Origin of the sequence: Candidatus Nanosynbacter sp. HMT-352 (genome assembly GCF_022819365.1) — a bacterium.
Lineage (GTDB): Bacteria > Patescibacteriota > Saccharimonadia > Saccharimonadales > Saccharimonadaceae > Nanosynbacter.
Genome location: NZ_CP089289.1, coordinates 541,537 through 561,164, shown reverse-complemented (window position 1 = coordinate 561,164; position 19,628 = coordinate 541,537). Strand labels below are relative to the sequence as shown.

The window sequence follows — 19,628 nt, the reverse complement described above, 5'->3', positions numbered from 1 at the left end:
AAATGGTGTTTAATATCGGCAATAGTCGCGTTATTGAATCACGCGAAGTTTCTGACGGTGCCGCAATTCGACGTCGCAGGGAAACTCCAGATGGCAAGCGATTTACTACGTATGAGCGAGTTGAAAAGCCGAATCTAGCGGTGATAAAGAAAAATGGCGATCGCGAGCTGTTTGACCGGGTGAAATTGGCGAATTCGACGCGCCGTTCGGTCGGAAAATTCTTTAAGTCTGACGAGGAAGTCGATAATATCATTACAGCGGTTGAAGACTCTTTATATGCTCTAGGCGAATCGGAAGTTACATCAAAACAGATTGGCGATCAAGTTTTGGACGAACTAGAAAAGCGTAATGAAGTGGCATATGTTCGTTTCGCTAGCGTTTTTTATGAGTTTAAGACGTTGGACGATTTTGTGGAGATTTTGGCGAAGCGACGCAGTAAGGGCGAGCGGGAATTGTAATGCGAGTAGTTGTGATTTATCGTTCGGAAAGCGATTATGCGCGCCAAGTTTCAGACTTTCTGCGTGATTTTAGCCGACAAACCGGTCGGGTTTTAGAGGAAATGAGTCCTGATTCTGCAGAAGGTAATAATTTTTGCGAAGTGTATGATATTGTGGAATATCCAACAATTATCGCACTGAGCGACAGTGGTCAATTGCAAAACCTTTGGCGTGGTTTGCCGCTACCAACAATTAGCGAAGTGAGTTTTTATGTTTAAGTTTTTTGCTCAATGGTTTTCTAAGCAAGATAAGCGTCAAAAAATTGCTGAAATCTCACTACTGACGGGCGCAGGAGTTGGTTTACTGGCGTCATTTATCCTGTCTATCGAAACATTGGTCCTGGCAAAAACTCCAAATACAGTCCTGGGGTGTGATTTAAATGCGGTGATCAGCTGTAGCAGTGTGGCCCAGCATTGGTCGGCGTCGCTGCTTGGTTTTCCAAATGCCTTTATTGGTCTTATGGCTCTGCCTGTGATGGTAACTATCGGGGTGGCGTTACTGGCTGGCACTAAGTTTCCGCGCTGGTTTATGGTTGCGGCGCAAATTGGCGTTAGTATTGGATTTATTTTTGCGCTATGGATGTTCTATATGAGTTTTGTAGAAATCGGGATGCTGTGCCCTTGGTGTCTAACACTTGATGTTGGCATGTTGCTAATTTTTGGCGGCATGACAAGATACAATATCCTAACTGGGGTTATCACTGGAAAAAAAGTAAAAAAATTTGTTCAAAATGATTATGACATAGTGCTGCTGATGATAATCATCACTTTGGCTGTTGTTATGATTTTGGCAAAATTTGGTGATCAATTATTATAAGAATTTTTATGTTATATTAAAAAACTTATGCTATAATGATAACCACAAGTTAATTATTAATAAAAATAGTAGAAGTCGAAGGTGCATCTTAATACGATGATGTCGGAAATGAATAAAAACCAAAGATTAATGATCAATCAGCGGCGATTTGCTGGTCCTCGGCTTGTTTTGTTTGCCAGCCTCATGATCTGTGTGGTCGTTGGCATATTCTTTACGGTTGGAAATCTATTGACTCGTCAGAGTAGTGCGACGGTGATGGGAGATATGGAATGGTCATTTAGTCAAATTACTATTGGTTACGGCCACACCTGCGCCCTCACCAACGAAGGCAAAGCCTACTGCTGGGGATGGAACGGCCAAGGTCAACTGGGTAACAACTCCACCACCAACTCCCGCATCCCAGTCGCCGTCCAAATGCCAGCCGGCGTCAGCTTCCAGTCCATTACTGTCGGCTATTACCACACCTGCGCCCTCACCAACGAAGGCAAAGCCTACTGCTGGGGATGGAACGGCCAAGGTCAACTGGGTAACAACTCCACCACCAACTCCCGCATCCCAGTCGCCGTCCAAATGCCAGCCGGCGTCAGCTTCCAGTCCATTACTGTCGGCTATTACCACACCTGCGCCCTCACCAACGAAGGCAAAGCCTACTGCTGGGGATGGAACGGCCAAGGTCAACTGGGTAACAACTCCACCACCAACTCCCGCATCCCAGTCGCCGTCCAAATGCCAGCCGGCGTTGCTCGCTTCCAGTCCATCGCCGCTGGCTATTACTACACCTGCGCCATCACCAGCGAAGGCAAAGCCTACTGCTGGGGGCGGGGTAATGGTGGTCAACTGGGTAACAACTCGACCACCAACTCCCGCATCCCAGTCGCCGTCCAAATGCCAGCCGGCGTTGCTCGCTTCCAGTCCATCGCCGCTGGCTATTACTACACCTGCGCCATCACCAGCGAAGGCAAAGCCTACTGCTGGGGGCGGGGTAATGGTGGTCAACTGGGTAACAACTCGACCACCAACTCCCGCATCCCAGTCGCCGTCCAAATGCCAGCCGGCGTCAGCTTCCAGTCCATTACTGCCGGCAGCGACTACACCTGCGCCATCACCAGCGAAGGCAAAGCCTACTGCTGGGGATATGGTAGTAGTGGTCAACTGGGTAACAACTCGACCACCAATTCATCAACCCCAGTCGCCGTCCAAATGCCAGCCGGCGTCAGCTTCCAGTCCATTACTGCCGGCAGCGACTACACCTGCGCTCTCACCAACGAAGGTAAAGCCTACTGCTGGGGAAATAATGAATATGGGCAACTGGGTAACAACTCCACCACCAACTCGTCAATCCCGTTGGCAGTTAGTTCAGTTGGCGTTAATGTGCCAGTTGAGCAATCAGCTAGTCGGTTATATAAATGGAACAATGCCGTTCAGCCAGGAACGCCATTGGCTGCAACCAATGCGGTGGCCACTTTACCAGAAGTTGGCAGTTCGTTCCGGATTAGGGTGGGTCTGACGGCGGACGGCAATAAAACTCTTCAGAACACCACAGTTCCTCCTGGCAACATGAAACTTCGCGCTCAATATGCCAAGAAAACTGCCACCAGTTGTAGTGCTGTGTCGTCTGGTGATTGGCAAAATATTACTACAAACTCCAGTCTGCGTTATGCTGTCACCGGCCCAGCGCATCAAACAGCCATTAGTGCTATCTCTGACAATCCAGTGCTGCCCACCAACAGTCACAATTACGCCCACCAATCGATTGTTCGTCCAACAACTGATTCATCGTTAACTTTTACTAATTATCAAGGCATTGAGTCAGGGCAGACTGGTTTATGGGACCTTGTCTTGGCGGATAATGGCTTGGAACAAAACACCAGCTATTGTGTCCGTGTGGTAACCGACACGACTGCCGCTCCTGGATCTAGTATTGACAGCTACACAATGTATCCAGAATTTAAGACTGCTCCTGGATCGTTAGACATTCGTTTTAGGGATAATGCTGGCGCTACGGTCGTGAATCCTGTCACGAATTTTGATAATTCCATTATTGGTAGCAGTAGTGTAATTACCAACGCCCTCTTATCTAACTCAAGTTCGAAGCAAATTGAAGTTACGAATACACAGACCAGCTCTGGGTGGAGCGTTGTGTTGTCGGCATCTGACGGTGTGACCGCCAAGTGGAAGCGAACTGGCGGCACAGAATCGTATATGTTCAACGGCACTAATGGCGATCAGGGATTTCTGTCTGTCAATTTTGGCACATCATCTGTCTTAGCTTCGGGTAGTTCATTGAGCGGGTCAACTTGCCAAACATCAGGAATATCAAAGGGTGTTGATTCTCAATTTAAGGTAGGGACCGCTACGGCTAACGGCGTTACATTGATGAGCAGCAGCGGGTCAACTGGTCAATTGGGGTGCGCATTTTTGCTACGGAACGTTCGATTAAACCAGACTATTCCAGCATATCAAAAACCAGGAACTTATGAACTACCAATGACATTAACGGTAACAGCGCAATAAGGTTGAGTATGAAAAATAGAGTAAAAAAATTATTCATCGTCATAACACTACTAGCTACTTTGAGCAGTCCTTATTCGGCTTTCGCGGATTCGTCGGCTAATTCTAATTTGTCGCAAGTGATTACTGATTGTACTCATGATTCTCTGGAAACTGGCAGTCAGATGAATGAGTCAATTTGTCCGATTTTTCTGCCAAAATTCTCTAAATTTGATTTGGTAAATGGGAAAGATTTGTTGGTATATGGTGTTTATGATGCGGTGCATACAATAGCTAATCCTGCGACAGGTCAACACGATTTGAAGGTTGAGTTTAATGGTCGGACTTTTGTTTTGGGACGGGATAGCGAGCTTAAAGTTAACGGAAATATATGGGTGTTGGATTTTTCAAATTGGCAGAATAATCATCCGGGTAATAATTTTATGCCGCCAGTTCCAGAACATACCTATAACGGTCGTGTTACGACTAAGCTGAAGGATAATGCAACATCCCCAGAAGTAGTGCGGATTGCTGATTTTTCATTTACGACTCCGAAAAAGACCACTGAAGATGTTATTGTTATTCCAAAGATTGTTAAAGAGATAAGTAAGGCTTTGGCTAATACGGGAATTAATTTATGGATGATTATGGCTGCTGGTATTGGTGTAATTGTTGCGGCGTTCATTATGTTATTTATTGTTAAAAAACAGAAAAAGAGGGATGAATGAAAAAATAAGCATAATAAGTTATAATGTAATAAATTAAGTAAGGAGAAAAAATGAAAAAGTTAACGTTGTTGATCGTTGCGAGCGTAGGCGTGGTCGGTCTATTGGGGTTGTATAATATGACAAACCCTTCTGTAGCTAATGCCGCAACTACTGCTAACTCTAAACTCTCTCAGACAATTAATCCTGGAGTTTTGAGTACTGATATTCGTGACTCGACTAATTCCTTAGTTAATAATCCAACATTCGCTATGGGCGCTACGACAGTGTCATCCTCATTGGGGTCGGGAATTGGTGTTTTTGGAGATAACGACAATCGAATTTATGCCGAAAACCCAGGTGCCGCAGATAATGGCTGGACGTTGACGCTAAACGTAGCGACCCCAGGAACTGGTGTCTGGTCTGCTGGCGGTGGAAAACAGTATAAATACAACGGAACTATTAACGAGGGTCGCCTAACAGTTAATCCAGCTGGCGGTACAGTTACCCCTGTAATTGGTGCAGCTGCAGGTATTACCAAGGGTACTTCTACGACCTTTTCTGGTACTAGTCCCGTAACACTAATGAGCGCTTCAGCGACTGCTAGTAAAGTATGGGCTGGATATATAACTAATACCTCATTAGCCCAAACCATCCCAGCTGGCCAGGCGGCAGGTACATACGTATTGCCAATGGTTCAAACGATTACGGCTCTTTAGCGGACTTAGATTATTAAGCGAGAATAGACATTCTGATGAGTGTCTATTCTTTTATGCGTGACATTGATATAATAAGCATAATAGGTTTTTAAGGAGGGATATGAAGAATTCGTTGTGGAGTAAGGTTATTGGAGTGGCGATGATTGTAGGGCTAATTCTACCTGTGTCGGTGTCTGCTAATGGCATTGGTGGTCGACCAGCAAATCCTGATCCAAATAATCCCAGGACAAGCTCAATTTTCATCTATAATCTTTCTGGTGGCGCTTCGAAATCTGACCAATTGTATGTTCAAAACGGGTCTGATAAAGAAGAAACGATTGAAGTTTATTCGGTTGACGGTACGGTTACGACGACTGGCGATATGACTTGCAAGGAGAAGTCGGAGGATAAAGTTGGCGCGGGCAAGTGGGTTTCTGTTTCTAAGAAAGAGGTGACTCTTGGCGCGAACGAAAATGCGCTTGTTGATTTTACGGTAAATGTTCCAAGCAAAGCAGATGTTGGCGAGCATAATGCATGTATGGTTGTTCAGCGGAAGGTTAAGCAGGCGTCAAATAATGCTGGCGGCATTCAAGTTCAGACTCGTCAGGCTATCCGTATGGCGATAACCGTTCCTGGCGATATTCACCGCGACGTGACGATTGAGAAGTTTAATGTTAAGAATTCTAACAGTAGTCAATTGTATGAAATTGCCTTAAAAAATTCTGGCAATGTGTCGGCTGATGTTGACGTAAAGCTGGTTGTGAAAGACCCGATGGGAAATGTTGTCTATAAAAACGGTGGCGTGAATGCGATGATTGCGAATGAAACGCGGCAGTTTAATTATGATAGCAATTTAGCGCCGTTTTGGGGTGGAAAATATAAAGTAGAGTTGTCGATTTCCTATAAAAAGAAGGCTGGCGAGTGGGGAATTAGTCAGGACCAAAATGAGCTAATAACAAAAACCGCCGAGCCAAAAGAATTGTTCTTCTGGCCATCAACTACAGCGTTAATGATGATTGGCGGCGGAATACTTTTGTTCATTATTTTGATAGTGATAATTATCATAAAATCAAAGCGGAACAAAAAAACTGTTCAATTTAAAAAGCGTTAAGTTTATAAAAAAAGTGATAGAATAGTTATATGAAGAAAAGTTCTCTGATTAGAGCGTTTTTGAGCATTGTAGTCGTGGCGCTCGGCGGGGTTCTACTATTGAAGAACCTCGATATTATCAACATTAGCTGGGATATTTTCTGGGGTACGGTTTGGGCTGCAGGATTTGTATTGTCTGGGCTGGTGAATATATTCAATTATCGAAATAAAACGGCGTGGATTTGGGGATTATTGCTGGTTGCGATTGGCATTCTGATTGGCTTCAATTCTTACGGAGTAGTTGACGTTAGTATTTGGAAGGTATTTTGGCCTGTAGTTTTGATTGCTGCTGGTTTGGCGATGATGTTTAATACTAGCCCTAAGGGTGTTAAGCGTTCTAAAAAGTTGGATAAAGACGGCGCTGTTAATGAGAAAATTGCTTGTTTTTGGGGTGAAGAAGACGCTGTAAAAGGTGATTATACTGGCGGTTCGTTGGTTGCGATATTTGGTGGCGTGGATTTGGATTTGCGTCAAGCAAAGATTAAAGACGGTTCTGTAATTGAAATTTTTACATTTTGCGGTGGCGTTAACATTACTTTGCCAGACGATGTGATTGTTAAGAACGAAGTGCGCGGATTTTTGGGCGGAACTGATGACAAAACTCTACCTAAAGATTCTGCCAAAAAGACTCTATATCTGAAGGGTGAGTGTATTTTAGGCGGTCTGGAAATTAAATAAAGTTCTTGGGATTTTGATGAAAACGCGCTACAATAACAGTAGGGCGTTTTCGCGTATGTTGAATTGGCGTGAAATGAGCGGTTATCAGCCGTGAAGTCTGCGGGAAGAAATCGGCATGAAGTCGAGATTAGAACCTGCCGTGAGCTTGCGTAAATAGCAAATAAAGAGCTGAAAGAATCACTTCTTTTGGAATCGAGATGGTACCGTCCGCATAAAACACCTGAGCGGATTCTCGAAGTCAAAAGAGGTGATTTTTAATTGAAAAATAGCTATCAAAAGTCTAAAAATAAGGAGGTAGTACAATGAAATTCAAACACGGAACACGTCGTCGAGCTGCGGAATATGAGAAAGATTGGGTGCAGCAATGGAAAGAGGATGACACATTTAACAAGTCGATCGCACAGCGTCCTGCTGATAATTCTTGGGTTTTTTATGACGGTCCTCCGTTTTTGACGGGAACGCCGCACCACGGTCATTTGTTGGTCAGCACGGTGAAGGATACTATGGGACGCTTCCACACGATGAAAGGTCAGCGAGTTGAGCGCCGTTGGGGCTGGGACTGTCACGGACTGCCGGCAGAGGTTTACGTCGAAAAAACGCTAGGCATTTCTAACAAAAAAGAGATTGGCACAAAAATTAGCGTTTCAGATTACGTCAAGGAATGTCGAGCGGCTATGGTTCGAACTGGCACCGAATGGGAGGACACGATTGAGCGAATTGGTCGTTGGGTCGAGTTTAAGGGTGCTTATAAAACTATGGATAATAATTACATGGAATCTGTTTGGTGGGCGTTCAAGAGGCTTTATGAAGAAGGCAAAATCTACGAAGGAGAAAAGATTTTGGTCTATTGCACAAAGGACGCAACGCCAATTTCTAAGAGTGAAGTGGCTATGGAAAATAGCTATCAAATGGACACTGACCCGAGCTTATTCGTCTACTTTAAGCTGGAGGATGAGGATGAATATTTGCTTGCGTGGACGACGACGCCGTGGACTTTGCCGGCAAATATGGTCTTGGCGGTGAATCGGGATGTCGATTATTCTTTGGTGGCGTACGGCGATAAAAAGTTTTACGTTGCAAGCGACCGCGTTGAGAAAGTTATGACGGACGAAAAGCACCAGCCGTTGGAATATTCGATTGTTAAGACGATTAAGGGTTCTGAATTGGTAGGTAAAAGATTCGAGCCGCTATTCGAAAATCGTGGGCCGGCTGCGCATAAGATTCTTCACGCCGATTTTGTGACGACCGATGATGGTACAGGAATTGTTCATATCGCGCCAGCTTACGGCGAGGATGACTATGAATTGTGCCGAAAAAATGACGTACCAGTATTGTCGTTGGTTGATGGTGATGGAAATTACACAGAGGGCAGATGGCTGGGTCGCAATATTTGGGAGGTGAATAAGGAAATAGCGAAGACTTTATTAGAAGAAGGTCGGGCGCTGAAAATTGAATATATTCGCCACGAATATCCGCATTGTCATCGATGTGGCACGAAATTGATGTACCGTGCTCACCCAAGTTGGTTTATGGATATTCAGAGCCAGAAAAAGGAAATGTTGGAGGCGAACGAGCAGACAAGCTGGACGCCAGACAATCTGAGGACTGGACGATTCCATAACATTATCGAGCAGGCGCCGGATTGGAATTTGAGCCGCGACCGTTACTGGGCAACACCAATTCCAGTGTGGAAGGGCGTGAAGAATGATGGCACGGAAGTAGTGAAGGTGATTGGAAGTTTTGCGGAATTTGAAGAAGTTACGGGTCGCAAGTTGGACGATTATCATTTACCGCAAGTTATGGACGTTACGTTTGAGTGCGACGGCGCAGAAATGCATCACATCGGCAAGGTTTTGGACTGTTGGTTTGAATCTGGCTCAATGCCGTTTGCTCAATTCCATTATCCATTTGAGAACAAGGAAAAGTTTGAAGCAAGTTTTCCGGCTGACTTTATCATTGAAGCGATTGACCAGACGCGCGGTTGGTTTTATAGCTTAACAGCGGTAAACGTGGCTTTGTTCGGTAAATCTCCATGGAAGAATTTGATTTGTACTGGATTTATCAATGCTGCCGACGGTAAAAAAATGAGCAAGAAGCTGAAGAATTATACCGATCCGATGGAGCTTATGAATAAGACTTCGGCTGACAGCTTCCGATTCTTGATGCTTTCAAGTCCACTAACGAACGGCGAAAATTTTGCCTTGGCGGATAAGGATGTGATGGACGTGGCGCGTAAGCTTGGTATGATCTGGAATATGTACGATTTCTTCACGATGTATGCTGAAGTTGACGGCTGGGAGTTTAACGGCGATTTGTCAGATCCGCTTCACGATTTAACAAATCCGTTGGATATTTGGATTGTGTCGAGGTTGCATCAATTGATAACAGAGGTCGAGCGAGGTCTTAATAACTATAATTTGCAGGACGCAACCAAGCCGATCTTGCCGTTCTTAGACGACGCAAGTAACTGGTACGTCCGACGCAGCCGCCGCCGCTTCTGGAAATCTGAAGATGACGGTGATAAAAATGACGCTTACCGCACGCTCCATTACGTTTTGGTGCGACTCAGTTATATGCTAGCGCCGTTTACGCCATTCTTAGCGGAAGAATTGTACCATAATTTGACAGGCGATAACGAGTCGATCCATCTTAAAGATTGGCTGCCGGCTGGTGAAATAGACAATTCAATGCTACGCGACATGAATGCACTGCGTACTGCGGTGAATGACGGCTTGTCGAAGCGTGCATCAGAGGGAATTAAGGTGCGTCAGCCGTTGGCGTCTGTGAAACTTATCAATACTATTTCTCAGGATACGCCAGCGGAAGTTGCGCAGTTCTTGATTGATATCGCTAAAGATGAATTGAATGTGAAATCGGTTGAAATTGTTACAGATTCAGAGTCTGAGTCGGCGCAACCGAGCGTTGTTTACGACTTAACAATCACTCCTGAACTAAAGCGCGAAGGTTTGATGCGTGAAATTGTTCGCCACGTCCAAAGCGCGCGCAAGCAGGCTGGTCTGCAGATAGATGATCGAATTGTGCTGAGTATTTTCAGCGACGATTCTGAAATATCTCAAGCTATCGACGCTTTCGCTGACGTCATTAAATCTGAAACTCTTGCTGTGGAATTGAATTCTGCAGTCGATGAATCAGAAAAATATGACGCCAAAATCGAGGGTAAATTGGTAGAAATTTCCCTGAAAAAAGCGTAAAAAACCAAGTTATAACGTCTATGCTTGCAAAAGTCAAGGGCAGCTAGTATAACAAGTTCATAGCATAATAATTTGAAAGGATAAGCTATGACTAACTTAATTAAGGTTGGGGCTATCGCTGCGTTGGCTACTGTTGGCGTGATATTCGGCAATGTAACCGCGTCTGCGCTAGAGACTACTCTGCCGGCTGCACCAAAAATAACAGTTTCCACCGCTCAATATAAGGGTGAGAAAAATACAATTAAATTTGAAGGTACCGCGAACGACCATTATCGATTTGTAATAACTAGCGGTGCGAATAAGATTCAATTAAAAAGCGCTATTCGTCAAGAATTGATGCGGGGTAGTGAGTTGTCAATTGAAGAGCTGGTGAAGAAGTATTACCCAAGTTCTGCCGACTCAATCCCATATGATACTCCTATTTCAATTGACACATACTGGTTTGACAAAGAAGGCAATTACGACAACTCATTGCGTCAAACTGTCGCATTGACTGTTGGTGGTAATCTGACAAAGGCTGTGAAGTTGAGCCAGACATCGGCAACATTGAAAAACCCAGAAAGTTTGCCGGAAGCTCCTGCTAATCCAGATCCAGCTACTCCAGCAAATCCGGTAAATCCTGAAGCTTCAACTGAATCGGAAAACGTTAATGTAGCGACTACTCCAGTTCTAGTAGAATCAACCTCAGCTTCAGTTTCTGCTCCACACAAAGAAGCTGAGCGCACTGAGTCTCTGGCTGAAACTGGCGTAAGTGTATATTCAGTTATTGCCGCTGCAGTTACAGTGATTACCGCTGGCGGTGCTGCAATCATTAAGCGATCGTAGTCTTTGTAGATTATCGTAAGAATTTCAGTAAAAAATATCCTCCTCTCCATGGGAGGATATTCTATTGACTTTTAATCGTACTTATGCTAATGTATCATTGTTAATTGATAAAAATAAAAAAGTTATGCAAAATTTATTCAACAAATTATTCGGTAGTAAAATAGGGTTTTCGCCAATTGATCCGCTGGCGGATGGACTTGCTGAAGAAATTATTAAAGAGCAGCGGGAGCCACAGGCAATTCGGCTAGACGCTGACGAAATAGAAGATATTCGTAAGTTTTGGTCTCGCGCGGATGGAGATTTTGATAGCTGATAGTGTATAATTAGCTCATGTTAATTGAGTTTTTTACTTTTTTTGCTCGAGCCGGCGGAGGAGGGTCGGGTTCTTCTGGAGGGTCCTTAATTTTGATGCTACCTGCAGCTGTATCGGGCGGTGTGGCGGGCTTTGTAAAAAGGAAGACTAGATCAAAAATAGCAGGCTTCTTGGTGGGTGTTGCTGTTGGACTAGTTTTTAGTTTACTGTATTTAGCCGATTTAATGTGGTTCATATGTGCAGTTATTTCTACTTTTGTGGGGGCTGCTATCTCTGTATTTGTTGATAAGCTCAAAGTATTTCGCCAAAATAGCGAGGTGGCTACGAATACAGTTTGCCAAGCTTCCTCTATTGATTCGTTATGGCAGCCAGATAATCTTACTAATTACGCTAGGCAAGTTTTCGAGAGGTTTCAGTATGATTGGAGTAACTTAGACTATGAGTCAATTCGTAAGTACACGACGCAGAGATATTCAAATCACATTGGACTAGTGATGCAGGCTTTACGTCAAATGGGTCGTAGGAATATCGTCGATAACGTGCGGATAAATGAGGCTATTTTTGCTGACGCACATGACGATGCTAATAATCAAAGCGATAGGGTGAGTGTAGCATTTCTAGCGGAAGCAGACGATAGGCTAGAGGAGGTTGCTACAGGTAAGAAAATCCGAAGCACTAACGAAGAGTTTGCGGAGAAGTGGAACTTTGTTCGTGAAGGTAACGAATGGAAGTTGGATGGCATAAATCAGCCGACGGAAGATGTAGGTACGTTGATTGGTTCACTCAACAAGTTTGCCGAAGATAACGGCATGTATTTTAGTCTGGATTGGGGTAGACTACTTCTTCCGAAGGGTGGTAACTTATTTTTGCCGCGCTATTTTAACTCTGCTGACGTAAATAACCACGTTATTGGTGTTTGGGATGGTGGCATTCTTGTTCAGCTTTATACTTGTGTGCTTAAAAACGGTAATGGATTTACAGATGAAGGTAAAAATAAGGATGAAGTTAATTACCTTATTGGTCAGATTATGCTACCTAAATCTTACGGCGGAATTTTGGTCGACAGGGATGATAATAGCATTTTTAGGAAGCGCGTGATAGCTCCGTTTGGCTATAAAAAAGTCAAAATGGAGTGGAGTGATTTTAATAAACGCTATACCATTTTTGCCACAAACGAAGATCAGGCGGTGAGCTTTGAGCTATTAAATCCGAGTTTTATGGCATGGCTGTATGACCAGGACATAAAAGCTAATATTGAAGTGATGGACAATATAGTTATTTTATATGCCCGGGTTTCTTCTGATGAAAAACGCTATGCAGAAATGTTGGAGATTTTAAGAAGGGCTCACAAAGAGCTGAAGATGTAGGAGGTTCTATGATTACTAAAGCTATTATTCCGGTCGCGGGCTGGGGCACGCGAATGCTACCTATTACCAAATCTATTGAAAAGTGTATGTTGCCGGTCGGTACTCGTCCAGTGATTGATTATATCGTGCAAGACGTCGTGCGAGCAGGCGTTAAGGATATCTACTTCGTAGTTGGCGAGCAGAGTACGCAGGTGCAGAGTTATTATCGATCGAATATTCAATTGAACGATTATTTACGTCGAGCGGGTAAGCAGGACAAGCTTCCTCTGGTGGTGCCACTTCGCGACGTCCGAATACATTTTTTAACTCAGCCGGGAACTGGTGGTTACGGCACAAGTATTCCAGTTGGTTTGGCGAGCGAATTTATTGAACAGGGCGAGTCGGCTTTTGTGATTATGGGTGATCAATTCTTTTGGCGTGACGACGGCGGCTCAAATGCGGCTGATTTGGCGGAGCTGGTGGAATCACGCGGATTGTCGGCTGGGCTATTAGGAAATCCTGTTGAAGAGGAATTTATTCCGCAAACAGGGATTATTGAAACTGACAATCAGGGCAATTTTGTGCGAATAATTGAAAAGCCAAAATTGGAAGAAGCTCCAAGTAATCTCAGTAATTCAAGTTTTTACGTCTTGAACAAAGAGATTTTCGAGTTGGCGCGAACTTTGCCGGCGAACCCTAAGAGAGGCGAGTTTGAGCTAACGGACGCGATTAATGCGTACATTGATGGCGGCGGCGTGATTGTTGTTGGCGAAGCTAAGGGCGAATATATGGAATGCGGCTCACCGAGTGGTTGGCTGAAAGCGAATAACGCTATGGCGAAAAACGCTACTTGCTAACCGTACTTGATTTTATTGCTAGTTTTTGATAGAATTATTAGAGTTAATTCATAATAATTAAGGAACGAAATGAAAGCAGTCGTAAAAATCTCTGGCAAACAATATCTTGTCAGCGAAAAAGAGTCCCTCTTGGTGGATCTCCTCCCTGAAGGCACAAAAGAACTCACTCTCGACGCACTTTTAGTGATTGATGGTGATAAAATCAAGGTTGGTACGCCAACTGTAAAAGGCTCTAGCGTTAAGGCTAAGGTCGTAGAAGCGGAAGTTAAGGGCGACAAGCTTCGCGTTATCCACTACAAGAGTAAGAAGCGTGTACACAAAGAAACTGGTCATCGCCAGAAGTACACGAAGATTGAAATTACGTCAATCAAATAATCTGAAGAGCCGCTTTCGCAAAGGAAGCGGTTTTTTGATGTCTGTTATTTATGTTCTGCTCATGCTATAATTAAGGCAGGTAAAAAGGGGAACGAATGACAAAAATCATTGCGGTGACAAATCAAAAAGGTGGCGTCGGCAAAACAACGACGTCAATTAACGTAGCATATTTTTTGGCAAAAGCTGGCAAGAAAACATTGTTGGTGGATTTTGATCCGCAGGGTAATGCCACCAGTGGACTTGGAATAGATAAGCAAAATTTGGGCGCAACAATATCAGAGGTGATTATGCGACAAATTGACCTGGCGAATATCATATTGCCAACGGAATATAAAAACTTATCAATCGCTCCAGCTACACCTCATTTGGCGAATACGGAAGTGGAATTGGCGCAGGCGCAGGGAAGGTTTGTTCGCTTGCGAGAGGCTTTGCAGAAGGCGACGGATTACGACTATATTATTATTGATAGTCCGCCGAGTTTGAGTTTGTTGACAGTCAACGGTATGATTGCCGCTAATTACGTATTGCTTCCAGTTCAGGCAGAATTTTACGCATTGGAAGGATTGGGGCAGCTTTTGGAAAGTATGAAATTGATAAAGAAGGGACTCAACCCACCTTTGGAATTATTGGGCGTTTTATTGACGATGATGGACTCCAGAACTACATTATCCGGGCAAGTTCACGCTGAGGTTAAAAAATATTTCCCAGATAAGATTTTCAAGAATAGCATTCCGAGAAACATTCGCTTGGCTGAAGCTCCTAGTCATGGCGCGCCAGTTGGGGCGTATGATCGTTTTTCAAAAGGTTCTCGGGCCTATAAGGCGCTAACGAAAGAAATTATAGAGAGGGTGGAACGATGAAAAAAGGTTTAGGCAGAGGTTTTGGGTCGTTGATCCCGACCAATTTGATTGATGAAACGTTTGATCCAACCGCACAGCAGGACGTGAAAGTTTCTCATTTGAGAGATATTGCTATTGATCAAGTTGTCCCAGATCCAGATCAGCCGCGTCGCTTTTTTGATGAGAATGCTTTGAATGAGTTGACGGAATCGGTGCGCGAGCATGGCGTGGTTCAGCCGATTGTTGTGACGCCAAAAGGAGATAAATATCTGATCGTGGCAGGCGAGCGACGTTGGCGTGCGGCGAATAGGGCGAATTTAACAGAGGTTCCGTGTATCGTCAGGAGTATGAGCGATCAAAATCGCCTGGAGATTTCTTTGATTGAAAACTTGCAACGACATGATTTGAATGCGCTTGAAACTGCGACTGCTTATCAGAAATTGCGCGACCAATTCAATATGACGCTGGAGGAAATTGGCAAGCGTTTGGGTGGCAAATCTATAAGCGCAGTCAGTAATACGTTGAGGCTACTGAAATTGCCGAAGTCTGTGCAGCAGGCGTTGTTTGAGGGGCGATTAAATGAAGGGCAGGCAAGACCTCTAATTGGTTTACCTGATGACGCCGCGGAAGATATTATGGAGCGAGCTATTCGCGAAGAGTGGTCAGCGCGACGGATTGAGCAAGTTGTTACTTTGTGGAAGCAGGCGAAGGCTAGTCCAATTGAGAACAAACGCCGCCCAGCAGATATGCCTCATGCAGATGCTATTGAAAGCCTTTCAAAGCGATTTGGAACAGGGGTGAAAATTCGTACAAACGGCCGTGGAGCTGGTCAGATTAGCATCAAGTTTAAGGATAATCTTGAATTTGAACGAATAAGAGAATTACTCGAAAAATAATTTTTATTAGAACGAGCGAATTTTATTGAATGGAAATATTCGTAGGCTAACTGGCCCAACGATGTCATAAAGAGGGATCGGTCCCATGCAGTTTCGAGAGTCGCAAGAATAGCTTCCTTGGCGGTGATCACCCATGACGAATATCGTGCCTTCTGGTACGGTTGTATCGACATCTCCAGAAGTAGGTTGTCCTGGCTCATTTTTATTGACTGAGGTGTCAGGGTTAAATCCGTCGGGATTTTCTGTGTTGTAAACAGTTACGGTGCCGTTTTTCACAGTAACTCGCTCACCGGCAAAGGCAATTACGCGCTTAACAATGTACTCATCTTTACCTGTGGATGCATTGAAATTTGGATTCTTAAACACAATTACTTGTCCGCGCTTTGGGGTATAATTTTTATTTTGCAATTTTGAGCTAGTGACGGGCAATCGATTGACGATCAGACGATCGCCGGTGTACATCGTCGTTTCCATACTGGCACCTTCAACATTGAAAGTTTGAAATACAAATGTGTTCAATAAAAGTGTGCCGATCACCACGCCAACAACGAAAATGACCATTCCCAGGCCATCTTGTAATTTTGGATGACGATCCATAAAAGTAGCGTCCATTGTTTCAATTATAAGCGTTTTGTGTGTTATAATCAATAGATATGAAACCACGCAAACAGTCGATGGACGGATTTGTCGCCAAGCGACCACAGCGAACTTCGTTGGGGGAAATTACTAGCAAAAAAACGACTACGCTCGGGCATTATCGTAGTAACGAAGATAGTCCGCAGGTGTCGAATAATGCGGCAAGAAATATTCAGCAACCAACTTCTGCTAATAAATTAAAGCAGAATATTAGCGAATCGTTGGCGGCGATTGATGAAAACACCAAGCCTTCTCATCGGCAGGAGCGTAAACAGAAGCGTAAGAAAAAATTAATTACCAGGATTATTCTTGCGATTATCGGAATTATTATTGCAATTGTGGCGGGTTGGCTGCTATTAAAATTATGGCAGACGATGAACTCGGTGTTCCATAATGGTGGAATCTTAGGGCTATTTTCGCAGCAGAAGCTGAAAGAGGATGCTTATGGTCGAAGCAATGTGCTGATTTTAGGTACAACAGATGACGATCCGGACCATCCAGGTGCGACATTGACCGACTCGATGATGATTCTTAGTGTCAATCAGACAAAGAAGGACGCGTATATGTTCAGCATTCCGCGTGACTTGTATGTAAAATTTGGCATGGCGTGTAATTCTGGCTACGCTGGTAAAATCAATGAATATTTTGGTTGCGTGAATAATGGAGATAGCGCGCAGGCAGAAGCTGAACGAATGGATAAAACTAAGAAATTCATCGGCGATATATTCGGTATGGATATTCAATACGTGGCGCATATTAATACTGCGGTGATTCGTGATGCTGTCAATGCGGTCGGCGGAGTTACCGTTGACGTACAGAGTCGTGATCCACGAGGAATTCTTGATCCAAGTATGGACTGGATGTGTCGAGCGAAGGAGTTGAATTATCAGCAGCGTCGCGAACGATGCCCAACAGGTCACTATATGCAATTAACTAACGGCAAGCACGAAATGGACGGCGAAAAGGCGATGTGGTTTTCTCGAGCGCGTGGTTTGGTGGCGCCAACTTACGGATTGGAACAATCTAACTTTGACCGAGAGAAGAATCAGCAATTGGTTATGATGGCACTGAAAAACAAAGCTACTTCCACGGGAACGCTGACTGACTTTGGTAAGGTGACATCACTGATGGATGCGATGGGTAAAAACTTACGCACAAACATTGACACGAAAGAAATTCGCACAATTATGAACCTTGGCTCAGAGATAAAAGAATCTGATATTCACAGATTGAGTTTTGTAGAGGAAAACAACGTACTTATGACTACTGGCACGGCGGGTGGCGCAAGCATAGTCCAGCCGGCTGCGGGATTGTATGATTATGACGACATTCGCGCTTATATAAAGTCTGAGATTTACGCAACGCCGTTATCTAAGGAAAAAGCCACAGTTGCTGTCTTGAATGGTTCCGGCGTGGCTGGTGCAGCGCAGAAAGAAGCGGACAAATTGACAGAATTAGGGATGAAAGTTGTTCATGTTGGCAACGCTCCAGGTAATGAAAAGTTAGGGAAGACGCAAGTTTATCAATTGTCAGCTGGTAAAGAAAAAACTGCCACAAAAGATAAATTTAAGGAGTTGTACGGCTCGGTTTCATCAGATTCTTCAAAGTATAATTTGAATGTTGATGTACAATTCATCGTTGTTGTGGGAACTGGCTCATAATTTGGTATAATAGAGTAAGTTATGGAGTTACTGAAAACTGTTAAACGAAGAACGTTTTGGAGCGAATTAGTTTACTATGTCTTAAATATTGGCTTGGCGGCAGCATTACTTGTTATTGCTCAAGCGTTTCAGACTCCATTTCCAGCGTTAGCTCTTGTTGTACTGAGCAAATGGCGTATAATTGCCGTTCGTCCGCGTTTTTGGTGGGCAAACATCCAGGCTAACTTGGTTGACTTAACGGTCGGAATTGGTGTTGTTGGTCTGATGTATCTACCTACGTCGGTGTTTTATTTCCGCGTAGCCTTGGCGATATTATATGCAATTTGGCTGGTTGTAATTAAGCCGATGTCTAAGCGCTGGCAGGTTGCCATACAATCGTTGATCGCTATTTTCGTCGGCGTAACCGCTCTGATGGTGGTATCGTACGAGTGGCCAGTTTCTGTAGTTGTTATTCTGATGTTCTTGATAGGCTATAGTTCTGCGCGCCATTTCCTGCACAGTTATGATGAAGAACAAACGGTTTTACTTTCGGCAATCTGGGGACTCGTCTTTGCTGAACTGGGTTGGCTGTCGTACTATTGGACTTACAGTTACGGAAAATCATTATTTGGCGGCGTTTCACAGGTTACGATAATCTTATTGCTATTCTCGCTTGTCGCCAGTAAAGCTTACCAATCTTACAACAAACACAAAGCTATTCGGTTTTCAGACATATCCGCTCCAGTGATTCTTACAATCGGAATTATCTTAGTGATGCTAGTGTTCTTAAATTCTGTAGTAATTTAATCTTTAGCACCAGTGAAACGCAGGACTAGGATGTAATTGAGAACTCTCTCTTTTACAAAACCATTTTTCACGGCTTCGTCAATTATTCTATTGTGCTGCTGGGGGTCCGCCTCGATAAACAATAAACCTTCTGAAGTGAGACATCGTGGTGCTTGTGAGATCAATTGCAATATCAATTTCAATCCTTCGTCTTCGGCGAAAAGCGCAATATCTGGCTCGTATTGGAGTTCTGGCGACACGTCCCAATTCTTATCGACGTAAGGCAAATTGGCAAATATATAGTCAACGGGTCGAAGCTGGCCATTAAGTAATGATTGCTGTTGAATATGGACGTCCGCATTTAAGGCGTTCGCATTTTTTTCTGCAACGTTTAAGGCTGGTTTGCTGATATCGGATAAGATCACCGACAAGTTGTTTCTCTCTAATTTGGCAGTAATTCCCAGACAGCCAGACCCTGTGCCAACGTCAATTAAAACTTTTTCGGCAATTTCGCTGGCGGTCAGTTCTAAGAACAATGAAATTAGATCTTCGGATTCAGGGCGGGGAATTAAAACAGAGGGAGATACGGTGAATCTGCGGCCGTAAAATTCTTTATAGCCCAGAATATAGGCGATTGGTACGCGGTCTAATCTTAGGTCTAGTCTGGCATTTGCGATATCAAATCTCCTGGGGTCAATTTCTTCGTCCAGGTGAGCGTGTAGGTAAGTGCGGTTTTTTCGTAAAGTGTTGGCTAATATCAATTCAGCGTCTAATCTGGCGGACGGGATGCTTGCTGTTTTTAAGGATTTTGTGGCAATTTTTAGCCATTCAGAGATAATCATGTGGCTAATTATAACATATATCTATGGAA

At 44.0% G+C, this 19,628-nt stretch carries 20 protein-coding genes; 18 read left to right on the top strand and 2 right to left on the bottom strand.

Features of this window, described 5'->3' with window-relative positions; translation table 11 throughout:
- Positions 1 to 2: 2 nt before the first annotated feature.
- The 16 genes from nrdR to LRM49_RS02915 all read left to right on the top strand — a co-directional run bounded on the left by nrdR (position 3) and on the right by LRM49_RS02915 (position 15,695).
- Positions 3 to 458, top strand: a complete 456-nt coding sequence (gene nrdR / locus LRM49_RS02990; RefSeq protein ID WP_129632309.1) for a transcriptional regulator NrdR — start codon at positions 3 to 5, stop codon at positions 456 to 458.
- On the top strand, positions 458 to 715 hold the full coding sequence (locus LRM49_RS02985; RefSeq protein ID WP_129744170.1) for a hypothetical protein: 258 nt from the start codon (positions 458 to 460) through the stop codon (positions 713 to 715). The genes nrdR and LRM49_RS02985 overlap by 1 nt, the downstream gene beginning before the upstream one ends.
- Positions 708 to 1,313, top strand: a complete 606-nt coding sequence (locus LRM49_RS02980) for a vitamin K epoxide reductase family protein (protein ID WP_243777739.1) — start codon at positions 708 to 710, stop codon at positions 1,311 to 1,313. The genes LRM49_RS02985 and LRM49_RS02980 overlap by 8 nt, the downstream gene beginning before the upstream one ends.
- 108 nt (positions 1,314 to 1,421) lie before the next feature.
- Entirely contained in the window at positions 1,422 to 3,827 is a 2,406-nt protein-coding gene (locus LRM49_RS02975; RefSeq protein WP_243777738.1) for an RCC1 domain-containing protein, read from the top strand.
- Between the two features lie 8 nt (positions 3,828 to 3,835).
- Positions 3,836 to 4,531: an LPXTG cell wall anchor domain-containing protein gene (locus LRM49_RS02970; RefSeq protein ID WP_243777737.1), complete on the top strand. Its 696-nt coding sequence runs from the start codon at positions 3,836 to 3,838 to the stop codon at positions 4,529 to 4,531.
- Between the two features lie 50 nt (positions 4,532 to 4,581).
- On the top strand, positions 4,582 to 5,226 hold the full coding sequence (locus LRM49_RS02965) for a hypothetical protein (protein WP_243777736.1): 645 nt from the start codon (positions 4,582 to 4,584) through the stop codon (positions 5,224 to 5,226).
- A 100-nt stretch (positions 5,227 to 5,326) separates the two neighbouring features.
- Positions 5,327 to 6,316, top strand: a complete 990-nt coding sequence (locus LRM49_RS02960; RefSeq protein WP_243777735.1) for a WxL protein peptidoglycan domain-containing protein — start codon at positions 5,327 to 5,329, stop codon at positions 6,314 to 6,316.
- Positions 6,317 to 6,345: 29 nt separating this feature from the next.
- Positions 6,346 to 7,032 (top strand): LiaF transmembrane domain-containing protein, encoded by a 687-nt coding sequence (locus tag LRM49_RS02955; protein ID WP_243777734.1) that lies wholly within the window; start codon positions 6,346 to 6,348, stop codon positions 7,030 to 7,032.
- A 302-nt stretch (positions 7,033 to 7,334) separates the two neighbouring features.
- Positions 7,335 to 10,244 (top strand): isoleucine--tRNA ligase, encoded by a 2,910-nt coding sequence (gene ileS / locus LRM49_RS02950; RefSeq protein WP_243777733.1) that lies wholly within the window; start codon positions 7,335 to 7,337, stop codon positions 10,242 to 10,244.
- A gap of 87 nt (positions 10,245 to 10,331) precedes the next feature.
- The gene (locus LRM49_RS02945) at positions 10,332 to 11,069 is read left to right on the top strand and encodes a hypothetical protein (RefSeq protein ID WP_243777732.1); all 738 of its coding nucleotides are present in this window, start codon (positions 10,332 to 10,334) and stop codon (positions 11,067 to 11,069) included.
- 64 nt (positions 11,070 to 11,133) lie between these two features.
- Positions 11,134 to 11,382 (top strand): hypothetical protein, encoded by a 249-nt coding sequence (locus LRM49_RS02940; RefSeq protein ID WP_243777731.1) that lies wholly within the window; start codon positions 11,134 to 11,136, stop codon positions 11,380 to 11,382.
- A gap of 17 nt (positions 11,383 to 11,399) precedes the next feature.
- Positions 11,400 to 12,749 (top strand): TIM44-like domain-containing protein, encoded by a 1,350-nt coding sequence (locus LRM49_RS02935; protein WP_243777730.1) that lies wholly within the window; start codon positions 11,400 to 11,402, stop codon positions 12,747 to 12,749.
- A gap of 8 nt (positions 12,750 to 12,757) precedes the next feature.
- On the top strand, positions 12,758 to 13,585 hold the full coding sequence (locus tag LRM49_RS02930; RefSeq protein ID WP_243777729.1) for a sugar phosphate nucleotidyltransferase: 828 nt from the start codon (positions 12,758 to 12,760) through the stop codon (positions 13,583 to 13,585).
- A gap of 69 nt (positions 13,586 to 13,654) precedes the next feature.
- Positions 13,655 to 13,960 (top strand): 50S ribosomal protein L21, encoded by a 306-nt coding sequence (rplU, locus tag LRM49_RS02925; protein ID WP_243777728.1) that lies wholly within the window; start codon positions 13,655 to 13,657, stop codon positions 13,958 to 13,960.
- A 95-nt stretch (positions 13,961 to 14,055) separates the two neighbouring features.
- Positions 14,056 to 14,820, top strand: a complete 765-nt coding sequence (locus tag LRM49_RS02920) for a ParA family protein (protein WP_129632346.1) — start codon at positions 14,056 to 14,058, stop codon at positions 14,818 to 14,820.
- The gene (locus LRM49_RS02915) at positions 14,817 to 15,695 is read left to right on the top strand and encodes a ParB/RepB/Spo0J family partition protein (RefSeq protein WP_243777727.1); all 879 of its coding nucleotides are present in this window, start codon (positions 14,817 to 14,819) and stop codon (positions 15,693 to 15,695) included. Before LRM49_RS02920 ends, LRM49_RS02915 begins: the two co-directional genes overlap by 4 nt.
- Positions 15,696 to 15,701: 6 nt before the next feature.
- On the opposite strand, the gene lepB is transcribed toward LRM49_RS02915, so the two are convergent.
- A complete protein-coding gene (lepB, locus tag LRM49_RS02910; protein WP_129636950.1) occupies positions 15,702 to 16,307 on the bottom strand; it encodes a signal peptidase I in 606 nt (201 codons plus the stop codon).
- A gap of 41 nt (positions 16,308 to 16,348) precedes the next feature.
- Between lepB and LRM49_RS02905 the strand changes: the two genes are divergently transcribed.
- Positions 16,349 to 17,992, top strand: coding sequence for an LCP family protein (locus LRM49_RS02905; RefSeq protein WP_243777726.1), 1,644 nt, complete (start codon positions 16,349 to 16,351; stop codon positions 17,990 to 17,992).
- 21 nt (positions 17,993 to 18,013) lie between these two features.
- A complete protein-coding gene (locus tag LRM49_RS02900) occupies positions 18,014 to 18,778 on the top strand; it encodes a hypothetical protein (protein ID WP_243777725.1) in 765 nt (254 codons plus the stop codon).
- On the opposite strand, the gene prmC is transcribed toward LRM49_RS02900, so the two are convergent.
- On the bottom strand, positions 18,775 to 19,599 hold the full coding sequence (gene prmC / locus LRM49_RS02895; protein WP_243777724.1) for a peptide chain release factor N(5)-glutamine methyltransferase: 825 nt from the start codon (positions 19,597 to 19,599) through the stop codon (positions 18,775 to 18,777). The two genes, LRM49_RS02900 and prmC, sit on opposite strands and share 4 nt — an antisense overlap.
- Between the last annotated feature and the right edge of the window lie 29 nt (positions 19,600 to 19,628).

Bases quoted from the DNA above. Each gene is read 5' to 3' on its own strand.
- nrdR (WP_129632309.1), top strand. From the start codon at position 3: ATGGTGTTTAATATCGGCAATAGTCGCGTTATTGAATCACGCGAAGTT.
- LRM49_RS02985 (WP_129744170.1), top strand. From the start codon at position 458: ATGCGAGTAGTTGTGATTTATCGTTCGGAAAGCGATTATGCGCGCCAA.
- LRM49_RS02980 (WP_243777739.1), top strand. From the start codon at position 708: ATGTTTAAGTTTTTTGCTCAATGGTTTTCTAAGCAAGATAAGCGTCAA.
- LRM49_RS02975 (WP_243777738.1), top strand. From the start codon at position 1,422: ATGAATAAAAACCAAAGATTAATGATCAATCAGCGGCGATTTGCTGGT.
- LRM49_RS02970 (WP_243777737.1), top strand. From the start codon at position 3,836: ATGAAAAATAGAGTAAAAAAATTATTCATCGTCATAACACTACTAGCT.
- LRM49_RS02965 (WP_243777736.1), top strand. From the start codon at position 4,582: ATGAAAAAGTTAACGTTGTTGATCGTTGCGAGCGTAGGCGTGGTCGGT.
- LRM49_RS02960 (WP_243777735.1), top strand. From the start codon at position 5,327: ATGAAGAATTCGTTGTGGAGTAAGGTTATTGGAGTGGCGATGATTGTA.
- LRM49_RS02955 (WP_243777734.1), top strand. From the start codon at position 6,346: ATGAAGAAAAGTTCTCTGATTAGAGCGTTTTTGAGCATTGTAGTCGTG.
- ileS (WP_243777733.1), top strand. From the start codon at position 7,335: ATGAAATTCAAACACGGAACACGTCGTCGAGCTGCGGAATATGAGAAA.
- LRM49_RS02945 (WP_243777732.1), top strand. From the start codon at position 10,332: ATGACTAACTTAATTAAGGTTGGGGCTATCGCTGCGTTGGCTACTGTT.
- LRM49_RS02935 (WP_243777730.1), top strand. From the start codon at position 11,400: ATGTTAATTGAGTTTTTTACTTTTTTTGCTCGAGCCGGCGGAGGAGGG.
- LRM49_RS02930 (WP_243777729.1), top strand. From the start codon at position 12,758: ATGATTACTAAAGCTATTATTCCGGTCGCGGGCTGGGGCACGCGAATG.
- rplU (WP_243777728.1), top strand. From the start codon at position 13,655: ATGAAAGCAGTCGTAAAAATCTCTGGCAAACAATATCTTGTCAGCGAA.
- LRM49_RS02920 (WP_129632346.1), top strand. From the start codon at position 14,056: ATGACAAAAATCATTGCGGTGACAAATCAAAAAGGTGGCGTCGGCAAA.
- LRM49_RS02915 (WP_243777727.1), top strand. From the start codon at position 14,817: ATGAAAAAAGGTTTAGGCAGAGGTTTTGGGTCGTTGATCCCGACCAAT.
- lepB (WP_129636950.1), bottom strand. From the start codon at position 16,307: ATGGACGCTACTTTTATGGATCGTCATCCAAAATTACAAGATGGCCTG.
- LRM49_RS02905 (WP_243777726.1), top strand. From the start codon at position 16,349: ATGAAACCACGCAAACAGTCGATGGACGGATTTGTCGCCAAGCGACCA.
- LRM49_RS02900 (WP_243777725.1), top strand. From the start codon at position 18,014: ATGGAGTTACTGAAAACTGTTAAACGAAGAACGTTTTGGAGCGAATTA.
- prmC (WP_243777724.1), bottom strand. From the start codon at position 19,599: ATGATTATCTCTGAATGGCTAAAAATTGCCACAAAATCCTTAAAAACA.